Raw genomic sequence first — 18303 nt, 5'->3', positions numbered from 1 at the left:
GGGCGCGACGCTGCCTGCGCTGGCGCGCGCGCTGGTGCGTCCGGCCGGCGGTGCGACGGAGCGGCTCACGGGGCCTCCCGAGACGAGGACGGGCGGCGCCCTGCCGCCCTGCTCCGGCCCCGATCGGTGCGCCCCGCCCCGACCTGAGGGAAACCGCCGGACGACTTCCGCGGCGGGCACGCACCCGTCGTACGTGGCCGTGACGCTCCGGACGTGGTCGCCCGTGGCCGCACCTCCTACGATGAGGCGTCCGTGCGTCGTGCAGAGAGCTGGTTCGTCCGTCCCGATGGAGCGCCCCCGAAGTCCTGAGCCCCCCGACCCGACCGTGGTCCCCGGGGGGCACCGATGACCGAGTGGATCCTCCTCGCGGTCTCGTTCCTGCTGATCGCCGCCTGTGGCGTGTTCGTCGCCGCCGAGTTCTCGTTCGTCACCGTCGACCGCGGTCAGGTCGACCGCGCCGCGGAGAACGGTGAGCCCGGCGCCGAGGGCGTGCAGAAGGCGTTGCGCCACCTCTCGACCCAGCTCTCCGGCGCCCAGGTCGGCATCACCGTCACCAACCTCGCCGTCGGCTTCCTCGCCGAGCCCGCGCTCGCCTCGCTGCTGCGCGACCCGCTGACGGCCGCGGGGCTGCCCGCCGGCTCCGTCACCCCGGTCGCCGTCGGCGTCGCGCTCGTCGTCAGCACGGCGCTGACGATGGTCTTCGGCGAGCTGGTCCCGAAGAACCTCGCGATCGCGCTCCCGCTGCGCACCGCCCGGGCCACCCAGGTCTTCATGCGCGTCTTCACGGCCGTCATGGCCGGCCCGATCCGCCTGCTCAACGGGTCCGCCAACAGCGCGGTCCGACGGCTCGGCCTCGAGCCCCAGGAGGAGCTGCGCTCCGCCCGCAGCTCGCGCGAGCTGGCCTCCCTCATCGCCCGCTCCGCCGACCAGGGCACCCTCGACGCGGACACCGCGGAGCTGATGGAGCGCTCGGTGTCCTTCGGCGAGCGCACCGCCGGCGAGATCATGACCCCCCGCGTGCGGACCGACAGCGTCGAGCAGACCGACCGGGCCATCACCGTCATCGAGCTCGCCCGCTCCACGGGCCACTCCCGCTTCCCGGTGCTGGACGCCGACGAGAACGTCGTGGGCACCGTGCACGTGAAGAACGCCGTCGCCCTGCCGGTCCACGAGCGCCCGACGACCCGGGTGCGCTCGATCATGGCCCCGCCGACGCTCGTGCCCGACACGCTGCGCCTCGACCCGCTCCTCACGCTCCTGCGCGACGACGGCTTCCAGCTCGCCGTCGTCCTCGACGAGTACGGCGGGCAGGCCGGCGTCGTGACGCTGGAGGACGTCGTCGAGGAGATCGTCGGCGACATCGCGGACGAGCACGACCGGCTCGGCTCCCGCGTGCGCCTGCGCCGCGACGGCACCTGGACCCTCTCCGGCCTCCTGCGCCCCGACGAGGTGGAGGACGCCTCCGGGATCGCCTTGCCGGAGCACGAGGACTACGACACCGTCGGCGGGCTCGTCGTGCGGGAGCTGGGCCGCATCCCCGTCGCCGGCGACGTGGTCGAGGTGCCCGTGCCGGTGCGCGACGACCCGGACGGCGAGGAGCGCCAGCAGCTCGCCGTGCTCACCGTCGACCACATGGACGGCCTACGGGTCGACCGGGTGTCGCTGCTGCTGCTCGACCGGGTGCCCGAGGGGGAGGACGCGTGAACGACTACGTCGCGATCGGGCTCGCCGTCGTGCTGCTCGGCCTGAACTTCTTCTTCGTGGGCGCCGAGTTCGCGCTCGTCGCGGCCCGCCGCAGCCAGATCGAGCCGCTGGCCCGTGCGGGCTCGCGCTGGGCGCGCATCACCCTGCGGGCGATGGAGCAGGTGTCGGTGATGATGGCCGGCGCCCAGCTTGGCATCACGATCTGCTCCGTCGGGCTCGGCGCCGTCGGCGAGCCCGCCGTGGCGCACCTGCTCGAACCGCTCTTCGAGGCGGTGGGCGTGCCCCACGGCCTGACCCACCCGATCTCGTTCGTGATCGCGCTGACGCTGGTGGTCTACCTGCACGTCGTGCTCGGCGAGATGATCCCCAAGAACATCGCGCTGGCCGACCCGGAGCGCGCCGCCGTCGTCCTCGGTCCGCCGCTCATGGTGGTCGTGACGGTGCTGCGGCCGCTGATCATCGCGCTGAACGCGGTGGCCAACACGACGCTGCGCCTGCTGCGCGTGGAGCCGAAGGACGAGGTGTCGTCGGCCTTCACGCGCGAGGAGGTGGCGGCCCTCGTGGAGGAGTCGCACGGCGAGGGCCTCATCGCGGCGGGGGAGTACGACCGCCTCTCCGGGGCGCTCGGCTTCACCGAGAAGAAGGTCGACGCGGTGATCATGCCGCTCGCCACGCTGGCGACCGTGCCCCGCGGGTCGACGGTGGCGGACGTCGAGGACCTGTGCGCCTCGACCGGCTTCAGCCGGTTCCCGGTGGCGGACGGCGACGAGCTCCTCGGCTACCTCCACATCAAGGACGTGCTGGAGACCGACGAGACCCGCCGCCTGCGCGTCATCGACGCCAAGTGGATCCGTCCGTTCGCGGCGGTCCGCCACAGCGACCTGCTCCACGACGCGCTCGAAGTGCTCCAGCGGCGGGGCGCGCACATGGCCCGGGTCATCGGCGACGACGGCGAGCTGCTGGGCCTCGCGACGCTCGAGGACGTGATCGAGGAGCTGGTCGGCGAGATCCGCGACGCCGCCCACGCGGAGGACGGGGCCTGAGCCCGTCGGGGTCCCCCGACGACTAGGGTGACCCCGGCAAGGCCCCCGGCGGGGCGTGGCGCGACCGGAGTGAGTGCAGGTAAGTGACCCGTGTCCGATGAGTCGAGCCGGACGGCGAACGTGTGGACGATCCCCAACGTCCTCTCCGGCCTCCGCCTCCTCGGCGTCCCCCTGTTCCTCTGGCTCGTGCTGGGGCCCGAGGCCGACGGCCTGGCGCTGCTCGTGCTCATGGTGTCCGGGGTCACCGACTTCCTCGACGGCTACCTCGCCCGTCGCCTCGACCAGCGCTCCCCCCTGGGGGAGGTGCTCGACCCGGTCGCGGACCGGCTCTACATCCTCGCGGTGATCGTCGGGCTCGGGCTGCGGGAGGTGATCCCGTGGTGGGTGGTGGTGATCCTGCCGCTGCGCGACGCCCTCCTGTGGTGCCTCGTGCCGTTCCTGCGCACCCGCGGCTACAGCGCGCTGCCCGTCCACTTCCTGGGCAAGGCCGCCACGTTCAACCTGCTCTACGCCTTCCCGCTGCTCCTCCTGGGTGACGGCACCGGCGTCGTGGCCACGCTCGCCCTCGTCTTCGGCTGGGCCTTCGCCCTGTGGGGCATCGGGCTCTACTGGTGGGCGGGCCTGCTGTACGCCTGGCAGGTGCGGCGGCTGCTCGCCACGACCGAGCCGCTCGCCCACCGCGATCGCGGCCGCGCCGGCGACGGGGCCCCGGGGCCCCGATGACCACGCCGTCGGACCGCGCCACCCTCCCGCTGCTGGAGCTCGTCACCCGTCAGTCGCTGGAGGAGGACTACGCCCACGTGGCGGAGCAGAAGGCCCGCGCGGCGGCACAGGCGCGCGCAGCCGGTGGGGACGGTGGGGCCGGTGGGACGGGGACGCCGGCTCCGGCGGGCCGCCGCCTGGGACGGGCCACCGTCGTGGTGGTCGGCGTGTTCGGCCTCCTGGCGGCGACGGCGGCCGTGCAGAGCTCGCGCGACGCGGCCACCGACGAGACGAGCCGCACCACCCTCGAGGGCCGGGCCACCGAGGGCCGCGAGCGCCTCGCCGCGCTGCAGGACCGGATCGCGGAGCTGCGGGACGCCAACGGCGCCGCCACCGTCGCGCTCGAGGGCCTGGAGGCCCGCGAGCGGGCGGCGACCGGCCGCGTCGAGGCGCTGCGCCTCGTGACGGGGTACGGCGAGGTGGTCGGCCCCGGGGTGCGCGCGGTCGTCGACGACGCGCCCGAGGACCCGTCCGGCGACGGCTCCGGCCGCGTGCAGGACGAGGACCTGGCCCGCCTCGTCGCCGGCCTGTGGGAGGCCGGCGCCGAGGCCGTCGCCATCAACGGCCAGCGGCTCACCCCGCTGTCGTCCATCCGCAACTCCGGCAGCGCCGTCAACGTCAACAGCCGGCCCCTCACCGCGCCGTACGTCGTCGACGCGATCGGCGACCCCCGCACGCTGCAGGCCGACCTGGCCGACACCCGCCCCGGCCGCGAGTTCGACGTCATCGCCACCTCCGTCGGCCTCGTCGTCCAGCTCGACAACGTGGGGGAGCTGCGCCTGCCCGCGGGCCCGGCCCCGGTGCTGCGCCACGCGGAGGAGATGACGGCGGCCGCGCCCGACCAGCCCACCGCCCCCCAGCAGTCCACCCAGCAGTCCACCCAGCCGTCGACGACGGGAGACCGACCGTGATCGCCGCCCTCGGGCTGCTCATCGGCATCGTGCTCGGGCTCGTGCTCGAGCCCGACGTGCCGCTGGGCCTCCAGCCCTACCTGCCCATCGCCGTCGTCGCCGCCCTGGACGCGGTCTTCGGCGGACTGCGCGCCTACCTCGACGGCATCTTCGACGACAAGGTGTTCGTCATCTCGTTCGTCAGCAACGTCGTCATCGCCGCGGTGATCGTCTACCTCGGCGACCGGCTCGGCGTGGGCGGCCAGCTGTCGACCGGCGTGATCGTGGTGCTCGGCATCCGGATCTTCTCCAACATGGCGGCCATCCGGCGCCACGTGTTCCATGCCTGAGCCCCGGCCCGACCAGGTGCCCGAGCCGGGGGCAGCACCCGGCAGCGGGGGCGGTACGACGGGACGCACCCGCCTGCGCGACGCGCTCCTGCGGCCCTCGCGCGGCCAGCTGGTCGTGGCCGTGCTGCTCGCCGTGGTCGGGTTCGCCGGCATCGTCCAGGTGCGCACCATCGACTCCGACGACACCTACTCGGGCTACCGGGAGCAGGACCTGATCGACCTGCTGAGCGGCATCGCGGGCACCACCCAGCGGGCGGAGGCCGAGATCGCCCGCCTCGAGCAGACCCGCGACGACCTGCGCTCGACGACGACCGGTCGCACGACCGCCCTCGAGCAGGCCCAGCGCGAGGCGCGCACCCTCGCCGTGCTGGCCGGCACGGTGCCGGTCGAGGGCCCGGGACTGCGCGTGACGCTCACCGACGACGACGGCCGCATCGAGCCGGCCGACGTCGTCGACATGCTCCAGGAGCTGCGCACCGCCGGTGCGGAGGCGATCGAGGTCAACGACGAGGTGCGCGTGGTGGTCGACACCTTCGTGGACTCCGGCGGCGACGGGCTCGCCGTGGACGGCGTGCGGCTGAGCTCGCCGTACGTCATCGACGTGATCGGCGCGCCCGACACCCTCGCCGGTGCCATGTCGTTCCCCGGGGGGCCCACGGAGCGCTTCGGTGAGGAGGCCGTCGAGGTCGAGGCCGAGGAGCTGGAGTCGGTCGAGGTGACGAGCGTCGTCGAGCTCGACACGCCGTCCTTCGCCGACCCCGCCGGGTGACGCTAGGGTCGTCGTGCTGCCCGCGTCGCACGCAGCCCCCAGCTCGCCCCGCACCCCGAGGAGCGCCCCGTGTACCCCGAGGACCTGAAGTACACCGCCGAGCACGAGTGGGTCCGCCAGCCCGGCGAGACCGCGGGCGCCGTGCGCGTCGGCGTCACCCACTACGCGCAGGACGAGCTCGGCGGGATCGTCTACGTGACGCTCCCGGAGGTGGGGGAGTCGGTGCGTGCCGGGGAGCCCTGCGGCGAGCTCGAGTCCCACAAGTCGGTCAGCGAGATCTACGCCCCGCTGACGGGCGAGGTGGTGGCCGTCAACGAGGCCCTCGACGCCACCCCCGAGGTCGTCAACTCCGACCCGTACGGCGACGGCTGGCTCTTCGAGGTCGTGCCCGCCGAGGCGGGCGCGGTGGACGCGTTGCTCGACGCCGCGACGTACCAGTCCGATCTCCCCGCCTGAACCAGACCACCGTCCGTCCCCGGTTGATCCGAGCCCCGTGACTGGTAGGTTCGGACCTCGTCACCCTCAGCCCGCCGTTGAGGGTTTCCGTGACCCCCCAGGAGGCCATCACCATGCCGTTCTGCACAGCCTGCGGTAGCCAGAACCCGGACGAGGCCCGGTTCTGCTCCCAGTGCGGCACCAAGCTGGTGACGTCCGCCCCCGCCGCGTCGGAGTCGACGGCCACCATCACGTTCGGTGCGTCCTCCACCACCGAGAGCTCGGACCGGGCGCTGAACCCCGTCGACGCCGCCGCGGTGGATGCACTCCCGCCGGGCCACGCGCTCCTCGTGGTGCAGCGCGGCCCGGGCGCGGGCAGCCGCTTCCTCCTCGACACCGACCTCGTGACCGCCGGGCGCCACCCGGAGAGCGAGATCTTCCTCGACGACGTGACGGTGTCGCGCCGCCACGCGGACTTCCGCCGTACCGGGGGACGGTTCACCGTCTCCGACGTCGGCAGCCTCAACGGCACGTACGTGAACCGCGACCGCATCGACGAGGTCACGCTCAAGGACGGCGACGAGGTCCAGATCGGCAAGTACCGGCTGGTGTTCTTCTCGGGCGCGCCGGTCTGAGCATGGCCGCCCCCGGCGTCGACCCGCACCGGCAGGGGGGCGCCCACGCCGACCGGATGAACATCGGTCAGGTGCTGGACGTCCTGCGACCGGAGTTCCCGGGCATCACCATCCCCAAGATCCGGTTCCTCGAGGACAAGGGGCTCATCAAGCCCGAGCGCACGCCGTCGGGCTACCGCAAGTTCGCCCCCGGTGACGTCGACCGGCTGCGCTACGTGCTCGTCATGCAGCGCGACCACTACCTGCCGCTGAAGGTGATCGGCGAGCACCTCGACGCCATCGACCGCGGCCTCGAGCCGCCCCCCATCGAGGGCGTCGTGCCCACGGTGCCCAAGGTGGCGCTGGCGGCCGACGGGCTGCCCGGGCCCGAGGAGTTCCGGCGCCGCGGCCAGGTGCGCCTGACCCGCCGCGAGCTGCTCACGGTCGCGGGCATCGAGGAGCCGTTCCTCGCCACGCTCGAGGACTACGGCCTCGTGCGGCCGTCGGGCACGGGTCACTACGACGCCGAGGACCTCGTCGTCGCCGACACCGCCCGCGAGCTCGAGGCCTTCGGCATCGAGCCGCGCCACCTGCGCGCCTTTCGCGCCGCCGCCGACCGCGAGGTCGGCCTCGTCGAGCAGGTCGTGGCCCCGGTACGCCGCAGCCGCGACGCCGCCGCGGAGGCGCGCGCCGCCGATGTCGCCGCCCGGATCGCCGCGCTGACCGTGCGCCTGCACGCCACCCTCGTCAAGGGCTCGCTGCCCGGGCGCTGAGGCCCGCTCCGCGCGGTCCGGCCCGGCTCGGTCCCGGGAGTAGGGTGGTGGACGTGCGCGAGGTAGATGTCGTCGGAGTCCGTGTGGAGATGCCCTCCAACCACCCGATCGTGCTGCTGCGCGAGAGCTCGGGGGAGCGCTACCTGCCCATCTGGATCGGGGCGGTGGAGGCGACGGCGATCGCGTTCGCCCAGCAGGGGGTGGTGCCGCCGCGACCCCTCACGCACGACCTGCTGAAGGACGTGCTGGAGGCGACGGGCAACGGCCTCGAGGAGGTGCGGATCGTGGAGGTCCGCGACGGCGTTTTCTACGCCCAGCTCGTGCTCGCCTCCGGCGTCGAGGTGAGCGCGCGGCCGTCGGACTCCATCGCGCTGGCCCTGCGCACCGGCTCCCGCATCGTCTGCGCCGACGACGTGCTCGACGAGGCCGGGCTGGCCGTGCCGGCCGAGCAGGAGGACGAGGTGGAGAAGTTCCGCGAGTTCCTCGACCACGTCACGCCCGACGACTTCGAGTCGCTCTGACCGTCGCCGAAGTGTGACCCTCGACCTGAGATGGAGGGTTGCGACCGGCGTGTCGCGCGTTGACCCGACCGGGTGCCGGGCCTACGTTGGGACCCTCTTCGTTGTAACTCCACCGTTGTGCTCCGCACGACCACTTCCCTCCGGAGTTGCGTGACGCGAAGGAACCGACGGAGGTCGCAGTGAGCAGGAACGACGAGCAGCCCGCGCGCAGCGGGGCTGACGAGCAGGCGGTCGCCGAGGCGACCGAGCTCGCCGACGAGCAGGGGCTGCTCTTCACCGACGACGTGTCGCCGCTGCCCAGCGACCTGGGGTACCGCGGGCCGACCGCGTGCAACGCCGCCGGCATCACCTACCGCCAGCTCGACTACTGGGCCCGCACGGGCCTCGTCGAGCCGTCGATCCGCGGCGCCAAGGGGTCGGGCTCGCAGCGGCTCTACTCCTTCCGCGACATCCTCATCCTCAAGATCATCAAGCGGCTGCTGGACGCGGGCATCTCCCTGCCGCAGATCCGCACCGCCATCTCCCACCTGCGCGAGCGCGGCACCGACGACCTGACGCGCGTCACGCTCATGAGCGACGGTGCCTCGGTCTACGAGTGCACGACCAACGACGAGGTCATCGACCTGCTCCAAGGCGGCCAGGGCGTGTTCGGCATCGCGATCGGCGGCGTGTGGCGCGAGATCGAGGGCTCGCTGGCCGAGCTGCCGAGCGAGCGCACCGCGGACGACGCGGCCGAGGCCGGCGCGTCGGTCGTCGACGAGCTCGCCGCGCGGCGCGCCCGTCGCATCGGCTGAACCCCGCTCCACCGGCTGAGCTCCACCGGACCACCTCCGTCGGGGGCCCGGCACCCTCGTGGTGCCGGGCCCTCGTCGCGTCTGCGGTGGTAGCGTGGCGAGCGCTGACGAATCCGCACGGGAGAGCCTCCGTGCGCCCGCGCGAGCGGACGTCGACGGAGCGCCGAAGGGGCAATTCCTCCCCGGAACCTCTCAGGCGCACGGACCGAGCGGACGAGGCGACTCTGGAGCGGACGGCGACGTCGGTGACAGAGGGGGAGGCGGACCGACCGACCCCTGGTGACGGAGCGCCTCATGACCGATCAGCCCACCCTGGCCGAGCTCGACGCGGCCCACCCCTTCGTCGAGCGTCACGTCGGCCCCGACGCCGACGCCGTCCGCGCCATGCTCGAGCGGCTCGGCCACGACTCGCTCGACGCCCTGATGGACGCCGCGGTGCCGGCGGGCATCCGGGACCGCGACGTGACGCTGGCCCTGCCCCCCGCCGCCTCGGAGGCCACCGTCGCCGCCGAGCTCCGCGCGCTGGCCGCGGCCAACGAGCCGGGGGAGTCCCTCATCGGGCTGGGCTACCACCCCACGACGACCCCGCCCGTCATCCGCCGCAACGTGCTGGAGGACCCGAGCTGGTACACGGCGTACACGCCGTACCAGCCGGAGATCTCCCAGGGGCGGCTCGAGGCGCTCCTCAACTTCCAGACCATGGTCGGCGACCTCACGGGGCTGCCGACGGCGAACGCGTCCCTCCTCGACGAGGCCACCGCCGCCGCGGAGGCGATGACGCTGGTCCGGCGGGCGCAGCGCCGCTCGAGCGGGCCGTTCGTCGTCGACGCCGACGCCCTCCCGCAGACGATCGACGTCGTGCGCACCCGTGCCGAGGCCATGGGGATCGAGGTGGTCGTCGCCGACCTGACCGACGGCCTGCCCGCGTCGGTCGCGGAGACCGGGTCGTGCGGGGTGCTGGTGCAGTACCCCGGCGCCTCCGGGCGGGTGCTCGACCCCCGTCCCGTCGTCGAGGCCGCCCACGCGGTCGGGGCCCTCGTCGTCGCCGCCGCCGACCTGCTCGCGCTCACGTTGCTGGAGTCGCCGGGCGCGCTGGGGGCCGACGTGGCGATCGGCTCCACCCAGCGCTTCGGCGTCCCGCTCTTCCACGGCGGGCCGCACGCGGCGTACATCGCCGTGCGCTCCGGGCTGGAGCGCAACCTGCCCGGCCGCCTCGTCGGCGTCTCGGTCGACGCCGAGGGCCGCCCGGCGTACCGGCTGGCGCTGCAGACCCGCGAGCAGCACATCCGTCGCGACAAGGCGACCTCCAACATCTGCACGGCGCAGGTGCTGCTGGCCGTCGCGGCCGGCATGTACGCCGTGCACCACGGCCCCGACGGCCTGCGCACGATCGGTCACCGCACCCACCGGTACGCCGCCGTGCTGGCCGCCGCGGTGCGCGCCGCCGGCGGCACGACCGTCCACGAGGCCCTCTTCGACACCGTGACCGTGCGGGTGCCGGGCCAGGCCGCCGCGGTCGTCGCCGCGGCGCGCGAGCGGGGCCTGCACCTGCGCCTCGTCGACGCCGACCACGTCGGGATGTCGACGTCCGAGCGCACGACCCGCGCCACCCTCGACGGTGTGCTCGCCGCCCTCGCGGTGGCGCTGCCGGACCTGAGGGGCGTCGACGTCGACGAGCTCGACCGCACCACCGCCGACGCGGTGCCGGACGCGCTGCGACGCGCGACGCCGTACCTGACCCACGAGGTGTTCTCCAGCCACCGCAGCGAGACGCAGATGCTGCGCTACCTGCGCCGGCTCTCGGCGCGGGACTACGCGCTGGACCGCGGCATGATCCCGCTCGGCTCCTGCACGATGAAGCTCAACGCCACGACGGAGATGGAGCCGATCAGCCTCCCGGGCTTCGCCGACCTCCACCCGTTCGTGCCGGCCGGCGACGCCGAGGGCTACCGCCGCCTCGTCGCGGACCTCGAGGGCTGGCTCGCGGAGGTCACCGGCTACGACCGCGTGTCGGTGCAGCCCAACGCCGGCTCGCAGGGCGAGCTGGCGGGGCTGCTGGCGATCCGGGCCTACCACCACGACCGCGGCGACGTGGGCCGCGACGTGTGCCTCATCCCCTCCTCGGCGCACGGCACCAACGCCGCGTCGGCCGTCATGGCGGGCATGCGGGTGGTGGTCGTGCGCTCGGCCGAGGACGGGGGCGTCGACCTCGACGACCTGCGGGCGGCCTGCGCGGAGCACGCCGACGACCTCGCGGCGATCATGGTCACCTACCCCTCCACGCACGGGGTCTACGAGGACACGATCACCGAGCTGTGCGAGGTCGTGCACGCCCACGGCGGGCAGGTCTACGTCGACGGCGCGAACCTCAACGCGCTCGTCGGCCACGCCCGTCCGGGCGCCTTCGGCGGCGACGTGTCGCACCTCAACCTCCACAAGACGTTCTGCATCCCGCACGGCGGTGGCGGCCCGGGCGTCGGCCCGGTGGCGGTGAAGGCGCACCTCGCGCCGTACCTGCCCTCCCACCCGCTGCACGGCGAGGAGGAGAAGCGGGCCGGTGTGGGCGCGATCAGTGCCGCGCCGTACGGCTCGGCGGGGATCCTGCCGATCTCCTGGGCGTACGTTCGACTGATGGGCGCCGAGGGCCTCGCGCACGCCACCGCGGTCGCGGTGCTCGCCGCCAACTACGTCGCGGCCCGCCTCGAGGAGCACTTCCCGGTGCTGTACCGCGGCGAGAACGGGCTGGTGGCCCACGAGTGCATCCTCGACCTGCGCCCGCTCACCAAGGCGACGGGCGTCACCGTCGACGACGTGGCCAAGCGGCTCGTCGACCACGGGTTCCACGCCCCGACGATGTCGTTCCCGGTGGCCGGCACCCTCATGGTCGAGCCGACCGAGTCGGAGGACCTCGCGGAGATCGACCGGTTCTGCGACGCCATGATCGCCATCCGGGCGGAGATCGAGCGCGTGGCGGCGGGGGAGTGGAGCGCGGAGGAGTCGCCGCTGCGCCACGCGCCGCACACGGCCCGGGCGCTGACGGGGGAGTGGGACCGCGCGTACCCGCGCGAGCTCGGCGTCTTCCCGGCCGGCCACGACCCGGACAAGTACTGGCCGCCCGTGGGCCGGATCGACCAGGCGTACGGCGACCGCAACCTCGTCTGCGCGTGCCCGCCGCTCGAGGCGTTCGCGGAGGACCGCGACTGAGCGTCCCGACCCCTCGTGGGTACGACGGAGCCCCGGGCCGTGGTGGCCCGGGGCTCCGTCGTCGTGCAGGGGTCGGCCGTGCGGGGGTCGGTCGTGCGGGGGGTACCGCTCAGTCGCCGGGCCAGTCGCCGGTGGCGCGCTGGTAGACCCGCGCACCGCCGCGGTTGATGAGCGCCTTGACGACCGAGAAGATCGCCCCCTGCACCGCCGCGGCGAGGATGATCTCGCGCAACGGGTACTCCGACTCCAGGGGCCGGGGAGCGTCGTCGGACGCCGTGGGCACGGCCTTCTTCCAGACCTGCTGGAAGATCTCACCCGCGATGACGCCGGCGAGCAGGCTGCTCACGAGCCCGATGGGGCGGTAGAGCAGCTTCGCCGAGCGGCTGCCCGGTTCCTCTCGCTTCATCGTCGATCTCCTCCCCGCTGTGCGGTGGCGTCCTCACGTCCGCCGTCGGCCCGCAGGCGACGGCCCTCCTCGACGTCGTCCGCGTGCTTCTCGTCGGCCTTCTCCGTCGTGCGCGTGTCGCGCGGCGGCAGCTGGATGGTCTCCTCCGCGGCGATGCCGGCCTGGAGCTCCCGGCCCCGCTCGAGCTCGGCGTCGAGCTCGGCGCCGAACAGCAGCGCGAGGTTCGTGATCCACAGCCAGAGCAGGAAGACCGCGACGCCGGCGAGCGAGCCGTACGTCTTGTTGTAGCTGCCGAAGTTCGCGACGTAGAACCCGAACGCCGCCGAGGCGACGACCCAGGTGAGGATCGCGACGATGGCACCGACGCTGATCCAGCGGAACTTGGGCTGCTGCACGTTCGGCGTCACGTAGTAGAGCAGCGCCACGACGACGACCACGGCGAGCAGGATGACCGGCCACTTCACGATGTTCCACACCGTGACCGCGGCCGAGCCCACGCCGATCGCGTCACCGACGGCGGTCGCCGCCGGGCCGGAGATGACCAGCCCGAGCGCCACGAGCGCCACCAGCACCACCGACACGGCGGTCAGCAGGAGCATCACGGGGCGGAGCTTCCAGATCGGCCGGCCCTCGCGGATCTCGTAGATCCGGTTCATGGCGCGCCCGAACGAGTTGACGTAGCCCGAGGCCGACCACAGGGCGGCGGCGAGTCCGATGACGAACGCGAGGCCGGCGCCCTGGGAGGCGGAGAGCTGCTGCAGCGTCGGCTCGAGGGTGTCCGCGGCCGAGCCGGCGCCGACGTCCCGCAGGATCTGCAGGAGCGTGTCGACGGTCGCCTGCCCCTGGCCGAACAGGCCGACCAGCGAGAGCAGGGCGACGAGCCCCGGGAACAGCGCGAGCACCGCGTAGTAGGTGAGCGCGGCCGCGAGGTCCGTGCACTGGTCCTTGCTGAACTCGCGCATCGTGCGTCGTGCGACGTAGCGCCACGACGCCTTCTCGAGGTCGCCCATCGAGTCCGGCTTGCGGGGGTCGTCGGGGTCGGGCGCCGTGCGGCTCCGCTGCTCCTCCGTCGACTCGCCGGGCCGCGGCGTCGCGTGGGCGGCCGCGTGGTCGTGCGTCTTCTTCTTCCCTCGTCCTAGCACCGGAGCCCCCTCACCGTCGACGACGCCACAGGACGACGACGGTGACCAGGACGGCCACCGCCACCAGGCCGCCCGCGCCTCCCAGCGCGACGGAGGTCGGGCGGCCCCGCTCGTCGGTCAGGGCCTCGCGGGCCTGGTCGACGGCCGCCGTGGCCTGCTCCTTGGCGTGGCCGGCGGCCCCGACGACCTGGTCCTTGGCCTGGGCGACGCCGTCACCGACGTTGCCCTTGACCTCCTCGACCTTGTCGTGGGCCCGGCCCTTGACGTCCAGCTTGGCCGTGAGGGCCTCGACGGTCTCGCCGAGCTCGGCCCGGACCTGCTCGACCTCGTGCTGCAGCTCCTCGATGCTCGGCTCGCCGTCGGTGGGCCCGTCGGCCCGGTGCGCGCCGGACTCAGGTGGTGTGGTCATGCTGACGGGCCTCCTTGACGGTGCGGACGTCTTCCTTCACGTTCTCGACGGTGCGCTCGGGCACCGCCGGCGTGGCGTGGGCCACCTGCTTCTTGCCGACGAGCGCGAGGACACCGGCGAGGAGCAGGAGGGCGAGGGTCACGATGAGCCCGGCCAGCCACAGGGGCACGACGAGGTCCAGCGCGATGATGATGGTGGCGATGAGGGTGCCCAGGCCGAAGAAGCCGATCAGGGCGGCCGCGCCGAAACCGGCGGCGCCGAAGCCGGCGTACCGGACCTTGCGCGCGATCTCGGCCTGGGCGAGCTTGATCTCCCCGCGGACGAGCTCGGAGGTCTGCGTCGACAGGCGCGAGATCAGCTCGCCGGTGGACTCGTCTCCTCGGACGCTGCTCACGACGACCTCAGACGCCGGCCGACGAGCCCGGCTGCGCCAGGCCGTCCGCGATGGGGGTGCCCGACGGGTCCGCGTTCGTGCCGGTGCCCTCGTCGTCCTTCTTCACCTTGGCGGCGACGGTGGACGCCACCTCGCTCGCCTTCTCGCCGACCTTGGGGGCGGTCTCCTTGACCTTCTCCTGCGCCTGGGCGGCCTTCTCCTGCACGGCGGGGCTGTTCCACGCCCGCGAGGCCTGCGCCTTGATCTCCTCGTAGCGCTGCTGGCCGGCGCGCGCCCCCAGCACGTAGCCGATTCCGATCCCGAGCAGCAACGTCAGCTTGCGCATTGAACGCCTCCTGTGTCGATGTGTCCCGGGGCGCGGTGGCGCCCCGCACCGCACGCACTCCCTCTCGCGCGGTCACCGCCGGTACCCGCTGGTCCGCGGGACAACGGTGACGCGCGCCGCCCCGGCGCTGCTACTGCGCCTGGGACACGCTCGACATGTTGAAGTCGGGCAGTCGCAGGGCCGGCGTCGCCGTGCGGGAGAAGTAGTCGCCCCACTCCCGGCTGAAGCTGGGCACGGTGGCGCCCGCGTGGGTGAACCGGCCGAGCACGTCGACCGGGCTCTCGTTGAACCGGAAGTTGTTGACGACGCCCGTGATCTCGCCGCCCTCGACGAGGTAGACGCCGTCGCGGGTGAGCCCGGTCAGCAGGAGGCTCTGCGGGTCGACGACGCGGATGTACCACAGCGAGGTCACGAGCAGCCCGCGCTCGGTGCCGGCCACGAGGTCCTCGGTGCTGCCGGCGCCACCGGCGACGTCGAGCACCAGGTTGTCCGGCGCCGGGGTGACCGGCAGCCCCGTCACCCGGGCCGAGTGGCGGCTCTGCAGGAGGCTGGTCAGCCGCCCGTCCCGGATCCAGTCGGTGGGCCCGACGGGCAGGCCGTTGTCGAAGACCGACGTCGACTCGTCCGAGGTGGAGGTGTGGACGAACGGCGCGCTCTCGAGCCCGGGGTAGCCCGGGTCGGAGTGCATCCGCACCGACGCCGGCGCCACCTGCTCACCGACGCGGGTGCCGCCGCCGCGACGGCTCCACACCGACTGGCCGTCGTGGGCGTCGAGGCCCGAGCTGACCCACAGCGTGTAGATGAGGAGGTCCGCCACCGAGGTCGGCGGGAGCACGGTGTCGTAGCGGCCCGCGGGGAGGTCCACGCGGCGCCGGCCCCACGCCAGGCGTCGCGCGAGGTCGGCCTCGAAGGCGACCGGGTCGACGTCGCGGAAGTCGCGGGTCGCGCCGCCGGCCCAGGCGCTCTGGGAGAGGTCGGACGGCTTGGCCGTGCATCCCCAGTGCCCGGTGGGCTGCACGTGGCGCAGCCGCAGGCCGGTGGTCGAGCCCAGGTAGGTCGTCGCGACCTCGTGGTCGACGAAGCCGTAGAGCACCCGGTCGGCGCCGCCGGCCGTGCCGAACGCCTCGCCGAGGGCGGGGGCCACGGCGTCGTACACGCCGATCGAGGTGGTGCCGGGCGGCTCGTCCCAGTCGGCGGCGGCCCCGCCGGTGACGAGGTCGGACGCGTCGTCGGCCACCCCGGCGGCCGCGGCGGCGGCGTCCGCCTGCTCGACGAGGGCCAGCACCTGCTCCACCGAGGCGGCCGCGCTCGTGACCGAGCCGACCGCGACGCCCTCGGCGCGCCGGTCGAACGCCAGCACCGTCACCTCGACGCCGCGCATCTCGCCGTTGGTCGTCAGCGTGTTGTTCGCCCAGCGCAGGTTCGCCGACGACCGGGCGGTCACGAGCACCACCGCGTCGTCGGAGCGCGTGGCGGCCAGGGCCCGCTCGACCAGCTCCTGGGGCCGGGTCTGCTCGCTCACTTGCCTGCCTCCTCGTTCGTGTTGAGGATCCGTACGCCGCGGAACAGCGCCGTCGGGCAGCCGTGGCTGACCGAGGCGACCTGGCCCGGCTGGGCCTTCCCGCAGTTGAACGCGCCACCGAGCACGTAGGTCTCGGGGCCGCCGACCGCCTCCATGGATCCCCAGAAGTCGGTCGTGGTGGCCTGGTAGGCGACGTCGCGCACCTGGCCGGCCAGGCGGCCGTCCTCGATGCGGTAGAAGCGCTGGCCGGTGAACTGGAAGTTGTAGCGCTGCATGTCGATCGACCACGACTTGTCGCCGACGACGTAGAGGCCCCGCTCGACGCGGCCGATCAGCTCCTCGGTGCTCGGCCCGTCGGGGGCCGGCTGCAGCGAGACGTTGGCCATCCGCTGGATGGGGATGTGGCCGGGGGAGTCGGCGTACGCGCAGCCGTTCGACCGGCCGCCGTTCAGCTCCGGGCGCTGGCGGCCCATCACGCGGTCGAGCTGGTAGCCGACCAGGACGCCGTCCTTCACGATGTCCCACTGCTGGGTCGCGACGCCCTCGTCGTCGTACCCGATCGTGGCGAGGCCGTGCTCGACGGTGCGGTCGCCGGTCACGTTCATGACGGGCGAGCCGTAGCGCAGGGAGCCGAGGCCGTCGTACGTCGCGAAGCTGGTGCCGGCGTAGTTGGCCTCGTAGCCCAGCGCCCGGTCGAGCTCGGTGGCGTGGCCGATCGACTCGTGGATGGTCAGCCACAGGTTCGACGGGTGGATGACGAGGTCGTAGGTGCCGGCCTCGACGCTCGGCGCGCGCAGCTTCTCGGCGAGGAGCTCGGGCAGCTCGGCGACCTCCGCGTCCCAGTCCCAGCCGCCCTCGGCGACCGGCGCCACCAGGTACTCCCAGCCCCGGCCGACCGGCGGCGCGATGGAGGTCATGGAGTCGAACACCCCGGTCGTCGCGTCGGAGCCCATGGCGGTGAGGCCGGGCTGCAGGCGGACGCGCTGCTGGGTGGTGCGGGTGCCGGACGAGTCGGCGTAGAACTTGTTCTCCACCACCTGCTGCAGGGTCGCCGTCGCGTGCTCGACCGCGGCGTGGGCGCGCAGCCGCTCCGTCAGGTCGACGAGGACGCCCACCTTCTCGGCGACGGGCACGTCGAGCGGGTTCACCGCGTACGACGACACCCAGGTGACGTCGTCGTACGTCGGCTCGGGAGCGAGCTCGACGGGCACGCGCGTCATCGCGGCGGCCACGCGGGCGACCTCGACCGCACGCTCGGCGACGTGGCGCGCCTCGTCGTCGGTGAGGACGACGCCCGAGGCGAACCCCCAGGCACCGCCGTGCACGACCCGCACGGCGAAGCCCACGTCGGAGCTGTCGCGGGTGCCCAGCAGGGAGCCGTCGCGGACGTTGAGGTCCTGGTAGCGCACCCGCTCGAACCGGAAGTCGGCGTGGGTGGCGCCGAGGTCGGTCGCCCGCCGCAGCGCCACGTCGGCGAGGCGGCGGAACGGGAGCGCGAGGAACGAGGGGTCGACGTCGGGAACGCTCATGGCGCGAACCTACCCGTCCGCGTGGACCAGCCGCACCGTGGATCCGGAGCGCGCCGGCGTCACCCGCAGCTGGGTCGTGATGCGGGTGCGCAGCTCGCCGACGTGGCTCACCACCCCCACCACGCGACCGCCCTCGCGCAGCTCGTCGAGCGTGTCCATCACGTCGTCGAGGGTGTCGGGGTCGAGCGAGCCGAAGCCCTCGTCGACGAACAGCGTCTCCAGGTCGCTGCCCTCGCCGTCGCTCGCCGACTCCTGCGTGACGACGTCCGCCAGGCCGAGCGCCAGGGCGAGGGAGACGACGAACGTCTCGCCGCCCGACAGCGTGGCCGGGTCGCGGCGCTCGCCGGACCAGTCGTCGCGCACGACGACGCCGAGGCCGCCCCGTGCGTCGGACTGCTCGAGGGCGTAACGGTGGCCCGACATGCGCCCCAGCCGGTCGTTGGCCGCCGCGACGACCTGGCCCAGGCGCCACGCGACGACGTACGCCGGCAGCGCGAGCCGCAGGCGGTTGTCACCGGAGCGCCCCGACGCCAGCGTGGCGACGCGCTCGGCGACCTCGTGGGCGGCCCGGACCGGCTCCCACGCCTCGAGCGCGGCCCGCAGCTCGTCGGCGAGCGCCCCGACGCGCTCCGCCCGGGCGGCGGTCACCTCCGCCCGGGTGCGCGCGGCGGCCGCCGCGGCGTCCGCGGCGCCGTGGGTCGTGCGGGCGGCGTCGAC

The 18303-nt window shown here is 73.8% G+C and carries 20 protein-coding genes and 1 riboswitch; of the genes, 12 read left to right on the top strand and 8 right to left on the bottom strand.

Annotation, left to right across the window (positions count from 1 at the left end; translation table 11 throughout):
* Positions 1-345 precede the first annotated feature (345 nt).
* The 12 genes from INN71_RS14090 to gcvP all read left to right on the top strand — a co-directional run bounded on the left by INN71_RS14090 (position 346) and on the right by gcvP (position 11859).
* Positions 346-1704 (top strand): hemolysin family protein, encoded by a 1359-nt coding sequence (locus INN71_RS14090; protein WP_277498223.1) that lies wholly within the window; start codon positions 346-348, stop codon positions 1702-1704.
* Complete coding sequence (locus tag INN71_RS14085) at positions 1701-2747, top strand: hemolysin family protein (protein ID WP_277498224.1); 1047 nt, start codon at positions 1701-1703, stop codon at positions 2745-2747. The genes INN71_RS14090 and INN71_RS14085 overlap by 4 nt, the downstream gene beginning before the upstream one ends.
* A 90-nt stretch (positions 2748-2837) precedes the next feature.
* On the top strand, positions 2838-3470 hold the full coding sequence (locus tag INN71_RS14080) for a CDP-alcohol phosphatidyltransferase family protein (RefSeq protein WP_277498225.1): 633 nt from the start codon (positions 2838-2840) through the stop codon (positions 3468-3470).
* The gene (locus tag INN71_RS14075; protein WP_277498226.1) at positions 3467-4420 is read left to right on the top strand and encodes a DUF881 domain-containing protein; all 954 of its coding nucleotides are present in this window, start codon (positions 3467-3469) and stop codon (positions 4418-4420) included. The genes INN71_RS14080 and INN71_RS14075 overlap by 4 nt, the downstream gene beginning before the upstream one ends.
* Positions 4417-4749, top strand: a complete 333-nt coding sequence (locus tag INN71_RS14070) for a small basic family protein (RefSeq protein WP_277498229.1) — start codon at positions 4417-4419, stop codon at positions 4747-4749. Before INN71_RS14075 ends, INN71_RS14070 begins: the two co-directional genes overlap by 4 nt.
* Positions 4742-5518, top strand: coding sequence for a DUF881 domain-containing protein (locus INN71_RS14065; protein WP_277498230.1), 777 nt, complete (start codon positions 4742-4744; stop codon positions 5516-5518). The genes INN71_RS14070 and INN71_RS14065 overlap by 8 nt, the downstream gene beginning before the upstream one ends.
* A 69-nt stretch (positions 5519-5587) precedes the next feature.
* Positions 5588-5974, top strand: a complete 387-nt coding sequence (gene gcvH, locus INN71_RS14060; RefSeq protein WP_277498231.1) for a glycine cleavage system protein GcvH — start codon at positions 5588-5590, stop codon at positions 5972-5974.
* 113 nt (positions 5975-6087) lie between these two features.
* A complete protein-coding gene (locus tag INN71_RS14055) occupies positions 6088-6588 on the top strand; it encodes an FHA domain-containing protein (RefSeq protein ID WP_277498249.1) in 501 nt (166 codons plus the stop codon).
* Positions 6589-6590: 2 nt separating this feature from the next.
* Complete coding sequence (locus INN71_RS14050; RefSeq protein ID WP_277498232.1) at positions 6591-7340, top strand: MerR family transcriptional regulator; 750 nt, start codon at positions 6591-6593, stop codon at positions 7338-7340.
* A gap of 53 nt (positions 7341-7393) precedes the next feature.
* Complete coding sequence (locus INN71_RS14045) at positions 7394-7861, top strand: bifunctional nuclease family protein (protein WP_277498233.1); 468 nt, start codon at positions 7394-7396, stop codon at positions 7859-7861.
* Positions 7862-8040: 179 nt separating this feature from the next.
* The gene (locus tag INN71_RS14040) at positions 8041-8655 is read left to right on the top strand and encodes a MerR family transcriptional regulator (RefSeq protein ID WP_277498234.1); all 615 of its coding nucleotides are present in this window, start codon (positions 8041-8043) and stop codon (positions 8653-8655) included.
* A gap of 108 nt (positions 8656-8763) precedes the next feature.
* A riboswitch (glycine riboswitch) is annotated at positions 8764-8873 on the top strand.
* 76 nt (positions 8874-8949) lie between these two features.
* Positions 8950-11859, top strand: a complete 2910-nt coding sequence (gene gcvP / locus INN71_RS14035) for an aminomethyl-transferring glycine dehydrogenase (RefSeq protein WP_277498235.1) — start codon at positions 8950-8952, stop codon at positions 11857-11859.
* 109 nt (positions 11860-11968) lie between these two features.
* Here gcvP and INN71_RS14030 read toward each other — a convergent pair whose 3' ends face one another.
* The 8 genes from INN71_RS14030 to INN71_RS13995 all read right to left on the bottom strand — a co-directional run.
* The gene (locus INN71_RS14030) at positions 11969-12265 is read right to left on the bottom strand and encodes a DUF4235 domain-containing protein (protein ID WP_277498236.1); all 297 of its coding nucleotides are present in this window, start codon (positions 12263-12265) and stop codon (positions 11969-11971) included.
* The gene (locus INN71_RS14025; RefSeq protein WP_277498237.1) at positions 12262-13407 is read right to left on the bottom strand and encodes a YihY/virulence factor BrkB family protein; all 1146 of its coding nucleotides are present in this window, start codon (positions 13405-13407) and stop codon (positions 12262-12264) included. Before INN71_RS14025 ends, INN71_RS14030 begins: the two co-directional genes overlap by 4 nt.
* Positions 13408-13417: 10 nt before the next feature.
* Positions 13418-13816 (bottom strand): DUF3618 domain-containing protein, encoded by a 399-nt coding sequence (locus tag INN71_RS14020; RefSeq protein ID WP_277498238.1) that lies wholly within the window; start codon positions 13814-13816, stop codon positions 13418-13420.
* A complete protein-coding gene (locus tag INN71_RS14015; RefSeq protein ID WP_277498239.1) occupies positions 13800-14210 on the bottom strand; it encodes a phage holin family protein in 411 nt (136 codons plus the stop codon). Before INN71_RS14015 ends, INN71_RS14020 begins: the two co-directional genes overlap by 17 nt.
* Positions 14211-14217: 7 nt before the next feature.
* Complete coding sequence (locus INN71_RS14010; RefSeq protein WP_277498240.1) at positions 14218-14535, bottom strand: hypothetical protein; 318 nt, start codon at positions 14533-14535, stop codon at positions 14218-14220.
* Between the two features lie 130 nt (positions 14536-14665).
* Positions 14666-16057: a metallopeptidase TldD-related protein gene (locus tag INN71_RS14005; RefSeq protein WP_277498241.1), complete on the bottom strand. Its 1392-nt coding sequence runs from the start codon at positions 16055-16057 to the stop codon at positions 14666-14668.
* Entirely contained in the window at positions 16054-17586 is a 1533-nt protein-coding gene (locus INN71_RS14000) for a TldD/PmbA family protein (RefSeq protein ID WP_277498242.1), read from the bottom strand. The genes INN71_RS14005 and INN71_RS14000 overlap by 4 nt, the downstream gene beginning before the upstream one ends.
* Positions 17587-17595: 9 nt before the next feature.
* The coding region (locus INN71_RS13995; protein WP_301800874.1) for an SMC family ATPase at positions 17596-18303 on the bottom strand (708 nt) is incomplete at its 5' end.

Origin of the sequence: Nocardioides sp. ChNu-153 (assembly GCF_030466625.1) — a bacterium.
Lineage (GTDB): Bacteria > Actinomycetota > Actinomycetes > Propionibacteriales > Nocardioidaceae > Nocardioides.
The sequence above is the reverse complement of the archived record's forward strand: the minus strand, read 5'-3'. Positions and strand labels throughout refer to the sequence as shown.

What these genes read in the sequence shown, in the direction of transcription:
- INN71_RS14090 (WP_277498223.1), top strand. Translation starts at nt 346, where the DNA reads ATGACCGAGTGGATCCTCCTCGCGGTCTCGTTCCTGCTGATCGCCGCC.
- INN71_RS14075 (WP_277498226.1), top strand. Translation starts at nt 3,467, where the DNA reads ATGACCACGCCGTCGGACCGCGCCACCCTCCCGCTGCTGGAGCTCGTC.
- INN71_RS14065 (WP_277498230.1), top strand. Translation starts at nt 4,742, where the DNA reads ATGCCTGAGCCCCGGCCCGACCAGGTGCCCGAGCCGGGGGCAGCACCC.
- INN71_RS14055 (WP_277498249.1), top strand. Translation starts at nt 6,088, where the DNA reads ATGCCGTTCTGCACAGCCTGCGGTAGCCAGAACCCGGACGAGGCCCGG.
- INN71_RS14050 (WP_277498232.1), top strand. Translation starts at nt 6,591, where the DNA reads ATGGCCGCCCCCGGCGTCGACCCGCACCGGCAGGGGGGCGCCCACGCC.
- gcvP (WP_277498235.1), top strand. Translation starts at nt 8,950, where the DNA reads ATGACCGATCAGCCCACCCTGGCCGAGCTCGACGCGGCCCACCCCTTC.
- INN71_RS14030 (WP_277498236.1), bottom strand. Translation starts at nt 12,265, where the DNA reads ATGAAGCGAGAGGAACCGGGCAGCCGCTCGGCGAAGCTGCTCTACCGC.
- INN71_RS14020 (WP_277498238.1), bottom strand. Translation starts at nt 13,816, where the DNA reads ATGACCACACCACCTGAGTCCGGCGCGCACCGGGCCGACGGGCCCACC.
- INN71_RS14010 (WP_277498240.1), bottom strand. Translation starts at nt 14,535, where the DNA reads ATGCGCAAGCTGACGTTGCTGCTCGGGATCGGAATCGGCTACGTGCTG.
- INN71_RS14000 (WP_277498242.1), bottom strand. Translation starts at nt 17,586, where the DNA reads ATGAGCGTTCCCGACGTCGACCCCTCGTTCCTCGCGCTCCCGTTCCGC.